Here is an 11489-nt window from a genome sequence, read left to right as displayed (position 1 = left end):
CAGGATCACAATCCGCTCACAATATTCACCCCCCGTTTCCCACACCCCCAAGCATGTCCGCCGTGTACCCCCCCCCTCACGGCCGCGGGGGGGGGGGGGGGGGGGGCGGGGGGGCGAGGAGGGTGGCGCGCGGCCGCGCCGCGGCTCAGAACTCGGAGAGCGTCGGGCGGTCCTCGAGCCACGCGATCATGTTGAGCACCGTGAAGTTCCAGTTCTGGAACCCCTTGGTCATGATCGGTTCGCCGTTGTCCGGGTGGTAGAACTCGTGGAGCGAGCCGGAGGTCTCCAGATCGCGGCCGAACAGCTCCACGGTCTTCTCGGCGAGCTCGATCGCGTCCTCCTCGAAGCCGTACTTCACCAGTCCGCGGAAGACCAGGTAGTTGCTGACGCCCCAGATCGGGCCGAGCCAGTTCGACGGATTGTTGGAGGCGCGCAGGTCGTACATCTTCTCCAGCCGCGACAGCGTCCGCACTCCGTAGGCGGCGTTGAAGGTGCGGTCGTCGCGCAGCCGCTCGACCATCCGCTCGGCCTGCTCGCGCGAGGCGAGACCGGCCCACAGCGGCAGGAAGCTCGACCAGTTGTCGACCCGCAGCAGCAGCGACGACCACGCCCGGGGCGCGCCGCGGTGCAGCCAGTCCTCCGGGTCGATCGGGCGCAGGTCGAGGTCGGCGGAGTAGAAGGTGCCGTCCCGCTCGTCCCACAAGTGCTCGGTCACCGCGTCGGCGAGGTCCTGCGCCTGGCGGCGGCGACGGGTGGCCTCCGGCAGGTCGCCCAGCTCCTCCAGCAGGTATCCGAACGCGAGCAGCTCGCGGTACAGGAGGCTGTTGAGGTAGATCGACGCCGTGGATTTCGCGGGGCGGTAGTAGACGGAGGGGTCGTTGTCCACGCCGACGGCGAAGTCGGTCTGCCAGTAGGCGAGGCCGGTCTCGGCGTGCACATGGCTCTCGAGATAGCGGTCGACGAACCGGCCGATCGTGCCGAGATGCGGGCGCACCCACTCGGCGTCGCGCAGGCGTTGCACCAGCATGGCCGCGTGCTGGGCCAGAACCGGCTTGTGCATGTTCTCGGCGAAGCCGCCGGCGCGTGTCGGGTCGCCGTGGAGCAGCGTCGTGTCGGGGGTGAGCTGGATGGGCATCACGCCGTCCTCGTCCGTGTGGTCGAGGAAGTTCAGGATGCTGCCGCGCTCGTACTCGGCGAAGTGGCCGAGCCGGTCGGTGTCGGCCTCCACCTGGCCGAGGGCGATGCTGGTCGCCCACGAGTCCCAGTCCCAGAGGGCCGTCGAATAGTAGGGGGAGTCGGGGCTCGACGGTACCGTGTACGGGTGGGTGAGCTGGCCAGACGGCTCTCTCACCATCTGCTCGCAGTTGGTACGGATGTGCTCTTCGAGCAGGCGCGTCCGGCGCTCCAGCATCTTCACTCCTCGTTGCGTGTCGGCGATGTGGTCCTATACTAAGAAGCAACAACCGGTTGACCAAATTATGTTGTTTCACCCCCGGAATCACGCCCGAAAACCCCCATCGGGTCAAAATCCGGTCAACCGGTTGCTTGACACCAGCGAAATCCAACAGCTACCGTCTCACTTTGAAACGTCTCACAAGAGAACGTTCACATTTCAAGGAGGAACTGTGACCACAGCAACGCGTCGGCGCCTGCGGCGCCCGATGCTCGGCACCCTCGCGGCTGCCGGCGCCCTCGCCCTCGTTCTCACGGGCTGCTCCGGCAGCGGAGGATCCGGCGGGGACATCACGAAGCTCGAGTTCACCAAGAACGCCGAGAACACCACCACCGAGCCCATCCTGAAGGCGCTGTCGCAGAACCAGTGCGCCGCCGACCAGAAGGCGCTCCCGCTCGAGGTCAGCTCCATCCCCCAGGCCGATCTCGACACGCACATCCAGCTGCTCGCCAGCCAGGGCGGCCTCCCGGCCATGTTCTCCGCCGGCGGCACCCCGGCCGAGGGCACCAAGCTCCTCAAGGCCGGCGTCCTTCCCGACTTCGAGAAGGAGCTCAAGGACCTCGGCGTCCTCGACAAGATCGCCCCCGGTGCGATCTCGACGATCAAGAAGCTCTACGGCGGCACCTTCGACTTCCTGCCGTACCAGTACAACATCGAGGGCATCTTCTACAACAAGAAGATCTTCGCGGACAACGGCTGGCAGGTGCCGACCACGTGGGCCGAGATGCTCGACATCGCGGCCAAGGCCAAGGCCGCCGGCCTCACCGCCTTCTCCGCCTCGGGCGAGCAGGGCTGGCCGCTCACGCGTCTCATCTCGGGCTACCTCTACCGCGACCTCGGACCGGACGCCCTGCAGAAGGTCGCCGACGGCAAGGCCAAGCTGACCGACGCGGACTACGTCAAGGCGGCGCAGCAGATCGCCGACCTCGGCAAGGACGGCTACTTCGGCAGCAACGTCGCCTCGCTCGACTACGACAGCGCGACCAACGAGTTCCTCACCGGCAAGTCGGCCATGATCTACATGGGCTCGTGGCTGCTCGGCAACATCAACAGCGACTCCGACGCCATCGGCGCCGACAACGTCGGGTTCTTCAAGCTCCCGGCCGTCGACGGCGGTGCCGGAAGCATCGACCAGTACCCGTCGAACGTCGGCCTCCCGGCCACGTTCAGCAAGGACGCCCTGTCGAACGACGGCGTGAAGAGCTGGCTCAAGTGCATCGCCACCAACTACGGCAACGAGGCGCTCAAGCAGGGTCAGATCACCGGCTTCGTCGCCACCGACCCGATCGAGCTGCCCGCGATCTCCCAGAACATCTCGGACGAGATCAAGAACAGCACGGACAGCGTGCTGTGGTTCGAGGCGCTGTTCAACGCCAAGGCGAGCACCATCTCCAACAAGAACGCCGCACTGCTGGTCACCGGTCAGATGACCGCCCAGGACTTCATGAAGTCCGTGCAGGACGCGCTCGACGAGGGTTAGGCCCTCCACGCAGGACCCGCGGGGCGACCGCTAGAGTCGCCCCGCGGGCATCCCGCACATCCACCCGCACCTCCCGCGCGCCGCTTCGTGCGCCCCCGCCCTCCCGCACCACCACGAAAGGCCCCGCCATGAGATCGGTCCTCGGCGACCGCAAGACCATCACGATCCTGCTGGGACCGGCGCTGCTGCTGTACTCGGCGATCATGCTGCTCCCCGTGCTCTGGAGCTTCGGCCTCACGTTCTTCAAGGGCAGCGCCCTCGGCGGGTTCGAGTTCGCCGGCTTCGACAACTTCGGACGGCTGTTCCGTGACCCGGCGGTGTGGGACGCGCTCGGGTTCACGCTGAAGTACGCGCTGCTCGTGACGATTCTCCAGGTGATCCTCGGCTACGGCCTGGCCCTCATCTACCACTTCATGCTGAAGCGCTCGTCGGTGCTGATCCGCACCCTCGTGTTCTTCCCGGTCGTGCTCCCGACCGTGGCGGTCTCCCTGCTGTACCAGAAGCTGTTCCAGTCGGCGCCGACGGACGGCCTGGTGAACGAGCTGCTCGTCAACGTCGGCCTGAACCACGTCGACTGGCTCGGCGCCGGCGACACGGCGTTCGTCGTCATCGTGATCATGGACGTCTGGCGCTCGGTCGGCTTCTACGGGGTCCTCGTCTTCTCCGGCCTCCTCGACATCCCCGACGAGATCATCGAGTCGGCTCGAATGGACGGCGCCCGCGGCTGGTCGCTGCTGCGCGGCATCATCCTCCCGATGTCGCTGCCTATCCTCTTCGCGTCGTTCATCTTCAGCATCAACGGCACGATCAAGGTGTTCGACTCGGTCTTCGCCCTCACCGCCGGCGGCCCGGGCACCTCGACGCAGCCGCTGACGCTGTACATGTACCGCACGGCGTTCCAGTACTCCGACTACGGGTACGGCTCGACGATCGCCCTGCTGCTGACGATCATGTGCCTGATCGTGACCCTGCTCATCTTCCGTGCGTCGCGCCGCGACAACACCGTCTGAAACGGAGCCGAACGTGGCACTCACCTCTCTCGACACGGTCGCGACCACCTCCCAGCGGCCGATCCGCCCCAGCGGCAAGGACTCCGTCCCGCTCGGCGTCCGGCTCGTCCGCCGCATCCCGTCGGCGCTCGTCGTGATCTTCCTCGCGGTCATCACCGCGTACCCGCTGTTCTGGATGTTCATCAATTCGCTGAAGTCGAAGTCCGACTTCCTGAACAACCCGTCCTTCGCCCTCCCGCAGGTGTGGGAGTGGGGCAACTACGGCAAGGCGTGGGAGGTCGCGAACCTCAGCACGACCATCGTCAACTCGCTCATCGCGACCGTCCCGTCCCTCATCCTGATCGTCGTGCTCGGCGCCGCGGCCGGCTTCGCGCTCGAGATCATGGTCTGGAAGGGGCGCGGCACCGTGCTGCTGCTGTTCCTGGGCGGCATCATGATCCCGGGGCAGATGATCGTGCTCCCGCTCTTCACGGCCTTCTTCAACCTCCACATCACCGGATCGCTGATCCCGCTGATCGTGATCTACACCGCCTCCGGGCTCCCGCTGACGGTGTTCATGATGGCGACCTACTTCCGCGCCCTGCCGCGGGAGGTGTTCGAGGCGTCGACGATCGACGGCGCCGGGATGCTGCGGTCCTTCTTCCTGGTGGGCCTCCCGATGGCGCGCAACGCGATCGTCACCGTCTCCATCGTGCAGTTCTTCCTCATCTGGAACGACCTGCTCATGGCGCTGATCTTCGCCGCGCCCCGCCAGCTCAACACCATCCAGGTCGGCTTGCTGAACTTCTCGGGCGACTACGGCGCGACCGACTACGGGCCGCTGTTCGCGGCGATCTGCATGACGGTCGGCGGCATCCTGGTCATCTACCTCTTCCTCAACCAGCGCATCATGGCGGGTCTCGCCGCCGGCGCGATCAAGGGCTGACACCGGCCCCGCTCCCGGCGGTGCGGGTCAGGTGCCGGTCGAGGCGGTGCGGCCCTGCGGCCGGACGAAGACCAGCAGCGCCAGGTGCACCACGGCCAGGCCGGTCGCGACCGCGACGGCGGTGAGCCAGCTGCCGGAGGTCGTGCCGCCGCTGAACAGCAGGCCCAGGATGGTCGTCGCCACGATCGCACCCACATAGCGGGAGGTCTGGAAGATGCCCGCCGCGACGCCGCTGTCCTGCGGCCGGGCGGAGGCGTACAGCGCCTGGTTCATCGAGATGCTGACGACGCAGTACGGGAAGCCCAGGGCCGCCGTGAGCAGCAGCACCACCCAGGGGGCCGTGGACGCCGACGCCACGGCGAGGAGCGCCGCGCCGACGATCAGGGACGACGCACCCCAGAGCAGCGTGGTGCGCAGCCCGATCCGCTCGATCGCGCGCGCGGCCAGGGGAGTCGCGACGATCGTGACGGCGGCGAGCGGGAACATCAGCAGCCCCGCGACCCCGGCGGGATACCCGCCGTGGGTCTGCAGGAACTGCGGGAGGCCGAAGAACGCCGAGTAGTACACGACACTGAAGATCGCGAAGCACAGGTAGACCATCATCAGCCGGCGGTTGGCGGCGAGCAGCCGCAGGTCCAGGAAGGGGTGGGCGGTGCGCAGCTCGCGCCAGACGAACAGCGCGCCGGCCGCGACGAACACGGGGATCAGCCACCAGAGCGGCGCAGGGTGGAGGTCGAGCAGGAACACCAGGATCGCGCTCAGCGTCGTGACGAAGAGCAGGATGCCCGGGATGTCCGACTCCGCCAGGGTGCGCGACAGGGGCACGCGCTCCCGCTCCGCGTCCGGCGGCGCGAACAGCCACACTCCCGCGAACGCGAGGAGGGCCAGCGGCACGTTCACCCAGAAGATCGCCTGCCAACCGAGGAAGGTGACGAGCGCCCCGCCGAGCACCGGCCCGATCGCCGCGCCCGAGGTGTTGGCGATCTGCAGGCGGCCGAGCAGGCGCGGGGTGCCCACGTCGCTGTGCGCAGCGAGCGGACGCAGCATCGCGATGGCCGACGGGAAGGCCGTCGCGGTGCCGATCGCGAGGGCGACCCGGCCGGCGCAGACCGCGGCGAAGGACTGCGCGAACGGCGTCGCCGCGCAGGCGAGCGCGACCACGATCATCCCGAAAAGGAACAGGCGCCGCGGGCCGAAGCGGTCTGCGAGGCGGCCCATGAGCGGCTGCCCGGCAGCGGACGCCAGATAGAAGGAGGTGACCACCCAGGTGACCGTCGTCACATCCACGCGGAAGTCGCGCTGCAGCGACACCAGGGCGACCGCGATCATCGAGGAGTTGAGCGGGTTGAGCACCGTGCCGACGCTGAGCGCGGCGACGGCCGCTCCGACCCGGCTCCCGCGCGGTCGGGGAGCAGGGGCGGAGGAGGTCACCCGACCAGCCTAATCAGCGTCGGGGGATCGGTCGGGGCCGGCGGCCGGGTCAGTCGTCCAGATCGGCGGTCGTCACGGGGATGGTGGAACGGTAGGGGTAGGCCGGAACCCCGGCGTACTCCTCCTCGTCCGCCAGCTCGTACACGTCGTACGCGAGAGCACCGGCGAACAGGGTGGCGACGCGGATCTCCCCTGGCGGGCATCCGCCGATGAGGGGCACGATCACGACGCTGTCGAGGGTCTGGCCGTCCTCGTAGAGGAGGGCTGCTTTGATGGTTCGCGTGAGAGCGTCCATGGCCCGGACTTTACGCCGCGCACCGCGGATCACTTGACGGCGCGCCCGCCCGCCGCGAAAGTTGGATCCGGAGGAACCATGGGCACACTGATCTACGACGGAGCGGACGGTTTCGCGTTCGACGACCGCGTGCTGGCGCACCTGCAGGCGGTCATCGCGACCAAGCTCCGCAGGCGCGAGGGCTTCCTCCTGATCTGGACGGACCGCACCACCAGCACGGAGGGCACCCTGCGCTCCATCTGGCTCGACCCGGCCATCAGCCTGCAGTTCGTCTTCTCGCACCCGACGCTTCCCGAGCTCAACCGCGACTGGCTCGGCCTGCTCACCGAGCGCGCCAACGGCAACGGCGGGCTCATGCTGGAGGACGCCCTGCGCGCCGAGATCCGAGCCGAGGTACCCGAGGGCACGTACAAAGCCGCCAAGTCGCAACGCCGGGAGGGGTGAGCGATGGGCAAGCTGCTCTACGGATCCGGTCAGGAGTACGAGTTCGACGACCGCACGCTCTCGCACGTCAAGATCGCCCTGGTCACCAAGCTCCGCCGGCACGAGAGTTTCCTGCTCAACTGGCAGATCCCGGCCGAGCAGGGCGGCGGACGGATGAGCCTCTGGATCAGCCGCGAGATCCCGATGGCGTTCGTCTTCGCCGGCAGCCGCCCGCCGGCCCTCAACGAGCGGTGGATGGAGGCGCTGCTGCACTCCAGTCAGCGCACCGGCGGCATGGTGGTCATGCGCGAGGACGAGGCCGAGGCCGGGCGGATCGAGGAGTAGCGGGCGTCGCCTGAAGGCGGTCTGGCAGTCGGATCGGAATCGGCGCCCGCGCGACGTGGTCGGCCTACCATCCGGAGTATGGAGAAAGTGCACGAACGGCGCGGCCATCGCGCCGAACGGGCGGCGGAGTGGCTCGATACGAAGCTGCTCCCGGTGCTCGGACCGCCTCCGCTCGGCCCCTACGGGCCGGAGGCGCCGAAGGCCGAGACGGCGACGTGTCCGCTTTGCGGCAGCCGGATCGACGAGCACGGGATGCAGCGCGACCACGGTCACGCGTATCTGCTGTGCCCGTACCCGGCCCGTACGCAGCTGCAGGTCGAATGACCGCCCGGTGCTGAACGCTCACCGCCGCGGGCAGCGAGCGCCGGCCGGAGTGCGCCCGAAGCCGGGAGCGGGTCAGGGCAGGAGGGCGATCTTGCCGCCGGGATGACCCTCGGCGAGAAACCGTAGGGCCTCGGGAGCCTCGGCCAGCGGGTAGGTGCGCGCGATCGGCACCTGGAGCCGGCCGCTCCCTGCCAGCTCGAGCAGCGACGCGCGGACGGAGTCCCGGTAGGCCTGGCTCTCGGGCTGCGCGCCGAAGACGGCAGGGAAGCCGTCCTGCTCGGCGCGTGAGGCGGCGACGATCGTGATGATGCGCGAGCGGTCGGTCACGAGCTCCAGCGAGACGTCGATCGCCTCGTCGGTGCCGACCGTGTCGAGCGCGGCCACGATCGGGCCGTGCGCGGCGGCGCGCGCCCGGTCGGCGAGTCCGTCGCCGTAGAGCACCGGTGCGCCCCCGAAGCGCCGGACGCGCGCGAAGCTGGCCTCGCTCGCGGTGCCGACCACGTGGACTCCGAGCTCGCCGGCCTGCTGCAGGATGCTGACGCCCACCGCACCGGACGCCCCGTGCACCAGGATCGTCTCGCCGGCCCGCACCCGGACCGTGTGCAGCATCTGAGCCGCGGTGGTCCCCGCCAGGAGCAGGTTGGCGGCCTCCTCGTCGGGGACGCGTTCCGGCTTGGCGAAGACGTCCTTCGCGGCGACGGTCACTTCCTCCGCGTAGCCGCCCTGGATGCGGAAGGCCACGACGGCGTCGCCGACGGCTGCCGCTCCCGACCCGATCTGCGTGCCGGGACCGATCGCGCTCAGCACGCCCGCGACCTCGTAGCCGATCGGCACGGGCAGCTCGAGCCCCGGCCGCGGCGCGGAGACGTGCTTGTAGTCGGCCGGGTTGACCCCGGCCGCGCGCACCCGGATGGTGACCTCGCCCGGCCCGGGCGCAGCGACCTCCCGATCCACGAACTCCCAGTCGTCCGGTCCACCCCACCGCGTCGCGATCCACTGTCGTGCCATGCGGCTCAGTCAACGCCCGGAGGCTGTGTGCCGGCTCAGCGTTTCGGCAGCGGTGCCCGCGCGGCGGTCAGGCCGAGACGGTGTCCGTGGCGCGGCCGCTGTGGCGGGCGCGGCGGGAGCGCGTGGGGGCCAGTCGCACCATCTGCGCGGTCGAGCTGTCGTCGAGCTCGACGATCGGGCTCCGTGACTTCACGAAGTCGCTGAACGAGCGGAACCCGAGCGCCTTCTCGCTGAAGGAGGGGTCCATCCGCTTCATCTGGCCCTTGACCGTGGAGCTGTGCAGCCACTCGGTGTCGTCCTTCTCGTGACCGAGCTGGAGGGCGCGGGTGAGCAGGCGGGTGGCCTCGGCCTGGAGCTCGGCGTCGGCCTGCTCGCTCTCGGTCGGTGCGGCGGACTCGGCCGACTCCGCGGCCTCGGCCGGCTGCCCGGCGGGTGCGCGCTTGCGACGGGAGCGCGAGCCGCGAGCCGTCGTGGCGGGCTCGGCCTTCGCAGCATCCGCCTCGGGTGCGGCGTCGTCAGCGGGCGTTCCGCCGACGGTGCCGGAGTCCGCGGCGGCGGACGCCCCCTCGGGTGCTGCGAGTTCGCCGGGCTCCTCCGTGCCGTCGTCCGCCACGTCGTCCGCGACCTCGTCGTGGGCGACGCCCGGGATGTCGTCGTAGCTGTCGAACTCGTCGCACGCGGCGGCGAGGGACTTCGCAGTGGAGCCGGCCACGCCGATCCCGATCACGTAGCGGCCGAGTCGCTTGATGCGCTGGGCGAGCGGAACGTAGTCGGAGTCGCCGGCGACGACCACCACATGGGTGAGCTCGGGCAGGCGGAAGAGGTCTTCGACGGCGTCGACCGCGAGCCGGATGTCGGCGCCGTTCTTCGCGTAGGCGGCGGCCGGGAAGAGCTGGACGAGGTCGACGGCGCGGCCGACGAGCTGACCGCGGTAGTCCGCGTTCACCGTCGCCGACCAGTCGGCGTAGGCGCGGGTGAGCACGAGGGTGCCGAAGGAGGATGCGAAGTCGATGATCGCGCCCAGGTCGACCCGGGCCTCCTCGAGCTTCGCGGCGAAGGCCGGCTTCGGCTTGTCGCCCGACGACTTCTGCCGGTCGCGCATGAACTGCCCGCGTCCGTGCACCTGGTCGTAGCGGGAGATGACGATGTTGTCGAAGTCGATGTAGACCGCGACGCGGCCGTGCCCAGGTTCACTCATGGCCCCACGATATCCCGCCCGCCTGCGCGCGATTTGGCCCAAATGTCGCGAAAGCGCGCTGCTTTCCCGACATTTGGTCCAAATCGCGCTGACCGCGGTAACGCAGATTTGGCCCAAATGTCGCGAATGCGCGAGGCATAACCGACTTTTGGGCCAAAAGTGCGGCGATCAGGCCGTGACGTACCGGTCCGCGACGTCGAGGGCGGCGTCGATCGCGGCGAGGCCGCGGCGCAGCTCGTCCTCCTCGATCACCAGCGGCGGCGCGATGTGCACGCGGTTGAAGTGCGTGAACGGCCAGACGCCGGCCGCCTTGCACGCGGCCACGACCGCGCCCATCGGGGCCGCGTCCGCGCCGGACGCGTTGAACGGGACCAGCGGCTCGCGCGTGTCGCGGTCGCGCACGAGCTCCAGCGCCCAGAACAGGCCGCGGCCGCGCACGTCGCCGAGCGATGGATGCCGGTCGAGCCAGGAGGTGATCTCCGGCTCGACGACCCGCTCGCCCAGATCGCGCACGCGCTCCAGGATGCCGTCGCGCTCGAAGACCTCGAAGGTCGCGACGCCCGCGGCGCACGCCAGCGGATGACCTGAGTAGGTCAGGCCGCCCGCGAACGCGACGTCGTCGAAGTACGAGGCGATCGGCTCGGAGATCACGACGCCGCCGAGCGGGACGTAGCCCGAGTTCACGCCCTTCGCGAAGGTGATGAGGTCGGGCACGACATCGAACGCGTCCACCGCGAACCACTCGCCGATGCGGCCGAAACCGACCATGACCTCGTCGGCGATGTAGACGATGCCGTACTTGTCGCACAGCGCGCGCACGCCGGGCAGATACCCCGGCGGCGGCACGAGGACGCCGTTCGTGCCGACCACGGTCTCGATGATGACGGCCGCGACCGTGGCCGCGCCCTCGAGCACGATGACGCTCTCGAGGTGCTCGAGCGCGCGCTGCGTCTCCTCCTCGGGCGTCGTCGAGTGGAACGCCGAACGGTACGGGTTCGGCCCGAAGAAGTGCGCGACGGACGGGTCGCTCGGCTCGTTCGGCCACCGTCTCGGGTCGCCGGTGAGCGAGATCGCCGTGGACGTGCCTCCGTGGTACGAGCGGTACATCGAGAGCACCTTGCGGCGTCCCGTCACCCGGCGGGCGAGCCGCACGGCGTACTCGTTGGCGTCGGCGCCGCCGTTGGTGAAGAAGACCTTGTCCAGGGTGCCCGGGGCGACGCGGGCGATTCGGCGCGCGAGCTCCCCTCGGACATCGTTCGCCATCGACGGCTGGATGGTCGCGAGCCGGCCCGCCTGCTGCTGGATGGCGGCGACGAGGTCGGGATGCTGGTGCCCCAGGTTCAGGTTGACCAGCTGCGAGCTGAAGTCCAGGAACGCGTTGCCCTGGTAGTCCCAGAAGGTCGAGCCGGAGCCGGCGGCGATGGGCAGCGGGTCGATCTGCGCCTGCGCGCTCCACGAGTGGAACACGTGACTGCGGTCGTCGCTGCGCACCTGCGTCTCGGCGTCGGTGTCGCCGAACGCGTGCTGCTCGCCGCGGCGGTCCTCGAATCCGGTGCGGGCGGTGGTGGGGAGGGTGTCGGTCATGCTGATCGCCTTC

At 69.4% G+C, this 11489-nt stretch carries 12 protein-coding genes; 6 read left to right on the top strand and 6 right to left on the bottom strand.

The genetic code is table 11. From position 1 onward, the window contains the following. Positions 1-145: 145 nt before the first annotated feature. Positions 146-1411, bottom strand: coding sequence for an amylo-alpha-1,6-glucosidase (locus tag ACFVU2_RS12085; protein WP_387874329.1), 1266 nt, complete (start codon positions 1409-1411; stop codon positions 146-148). A gap of 214 nt (positions 1412-1625) precedes the next feature. On the opposite strand from ACFVU2_RS12085, the gene ACFVU2_RS12080 reads away from it, so the two are divergent. The 3 genes from ACFVU2_RS12080 (at position 1626) to ACFVU2_RS12070 (ending at position 4868) form a co-directional block, all read left to right on the top strand. Further along, entirely contained in the window at positions 1626-2933 is a 1308-nt protein-coding gene (locus ACFVU2_RS12080) for an ABC transporter substrate-binding protein (RefSeq protein ID WP_387874326.1), read from the top strand. Between the two features lie 128 nt (positions 2934-3061). Further along, entirely contained in the window at positions 3062-3943 is an 882-nt protein-coding gene (locus tag ACFVU2_RS12075) for a carbohydrate ABC transporter permease (protein WP_387874324.1), read from the top strand. A gap of 13 nt (positions 3944-3956) precedes the next feature. Continuing rightward, a complete protein-coding gene (locus ACFVU2_RS12070; protein WP_387874321.1) occupies positions 3957-4868 on the top strand; it encodes a carbohydrate ABC transporter permease in 912 nt (303 codons plus the stop codon). A gap of 27 nt (positions 4869-4895) precedes the next feature. Here the strand turns inward: ACFVU2_RS12070 and ACFVU2_RS12065 are convergent, their stop codons facing one another. Further along, positions 4896-6299 (bottom strand): MFS transporter, encoded by a 1404-nt coding sequence (locus ACFVU2_RS12065; protein WP_387874318.1) that lies wholly within the window; start codon positions 6297-6299, stop codon positions 4896-4898. Positions 6300-6348: 49 nt separating this feature from the next. Beyond that, the gene (locus ACFVU2_RS12060; RefSeq protein WP_387874315.1) at positions 6349-6594 is read right to left on the bottom strand and encodes a hypothetical protein; all 246 of its coding nucleotides are present in this window, start codon (positions 6592-6594) and stop codon (positions 6349-6351) included. Between the two features lie 78 nt (positions 6595-6672). Here ACFVU2_RS12060 and ACFVU2_RS12055 point away from each other — a divergent pair, with 78 nt between their 5' ends. From ACFVU2_RS12055 to ACFVU2_RS12045, 3 genes are all read left to right on the top strand, one after another. Continuing rightward, positions 6673-7038, top strand: coding sequence for a hypothetical protein (locus ACFVU2_RS12055; protein ID WP_387874313.1), 366 nt, complete (start codon positions 6673-6675; stop codon positions 7036-7038). 3 nt (positions 7039-7041) lie between these two features. Further along, a complete protein-coding gene (locus tag ACFVU2_RS12050) occupies positions 7042-7362 on the top strand; it encodes a hypothetical protein (protein WP_387874310.1) in 321 nt (106 codons plus the stop codon). Positions 7363-7440: 78 nt separating this feature from the next. Further along, positions 7441-7686 (top strand): hypothetical protein, encoded by a 246-nt coding sequence (locus ACFVU2_RS12045; RefSeq protein ID WP_387874308.1) that lies wholly within the window; start codon positions 7441-7443, stop codon positions 7684-7686. 72 nt (positions 7687-7758) lie between these two features. Here the strand turns inward: ACFVU2_RS12045 and ACFVU2_RS12040 are convergent, their stop codons facing one another. From ACFVU2_RS12040 to ACFVU2_RS12030, 3 genes are all read right to left on the bottom strand, one after another. Next, a complete protein-coding gene (locus tag ACFVU2_RS12040) occupies positions 7759-8694 on the bottom strand; it encodes an NADP-dependent oxidoreductase (RefSeq protein ID WP_387874306.1) in 936 nt (311 codons plus the stop codon). A 67-nt stretch (positions 8695-8761) separates the two neighbouring features. After that, entirely contained in the window at positions 8762-9892 is a 1131-nt protein-coding gene (locus ACFVU2_RS12035) for an NYN domain-containing protein (protein WP_387874304.1), read from the bottom strand. A gap of 168 nt (positions 9893-10060) precedes the next feature. Beyond that, positions 10061-11476 carry an aspartate aminotransferase family protein gene (locus ACFVU2_RS12030; RefSeq protein WP_387874302.1) on the bottom strand — a complete coding sequence of 472 codons (1416 nt, stop codon included), beginning with the start codon at positions 11474-11476 and terminating at the stop codon, positions 10061-10063. Positions 11477-11489: the final 13 nt, after the last annotated feature.

The organism is Leifsonia sp. NPDC058194 (assembly GCF_042883605.1).
Classification (GTDB): Bacteria; Actinomycetota; Actinomycetes; order Actinomycetales; family Microbacteriaceae; genus Leifsonia.
This window is presented reverse-complemented; position numbering and strand designations above follow the sequence as displayed.

Bases quoted from the DNA above. Each gene is read 5' to 3' on its own strand.
- ACFVU2_RS12030 (WP_387874302.1), bottom strand. From the start codon at position 11,476: ATGACCGACACCCTCCCCACCACCGCCCGCACCGGATTCGAGGACCGC.
- ACFVU2_RS12035 (WP_387874304.1), bottom strand. From the start codon at position 9,892: ATGAGTGAACCTGGGCACGGCCGCGTCGCGGTCTACATCGACTTCGAC.
- ACFVU2_RS12060 (WP_387874315.1), bottom strand. From the start codon at position 6,594: ATGGACGCTCTCACGCGAACCATCAAAGCAGCCCTCCTCTACGAGGAC.
- ACFVU2_RS12085 (WP_387874329.1), bottom strand. From the start codon at position 1,411: ATGCTGGAGCGCCGGACGCGCCTGCTCGAAGAGCACATCCGTACCAAC.
- ACFVU2_RS12040 (WP_387874306.1), bottom strand. From the start codon at position 8,694: ATGGCACGACAGTGGATCGCGACGCGGTGGGGTGGACCGGACGACTGG.
- ACFVU2_RS12055 (WP_387874313.1), top strand. From the start codon at position 6,673: ATGGGCACACTGATCTACGACGGAGCGGACGGTTTCGCGTTCGACGAC.
- ACFVU2_RS12045 (WP_387874308.1), top strand. From the start codon at position 7,441: ATGGAGAAAGTGCACGAACGGCGCGGCCATCGCGCCGAACGGGCGGCG.
- ACFVU2_RS12050 (WP_387874310.1), top strand. From the start codon at position 7,042: ATGGGCAAGCTGCTCTACGGATCCGGTCAGGAGTACGAGTTCGACGAC.
- ACFVU2_RS12075 (WP_387874324.1), top strand. From the start codon at position 3,062: ATGAGATCGGTCCTCGGCGACCGCAAGACCATCACGATCCTGCTGGGA.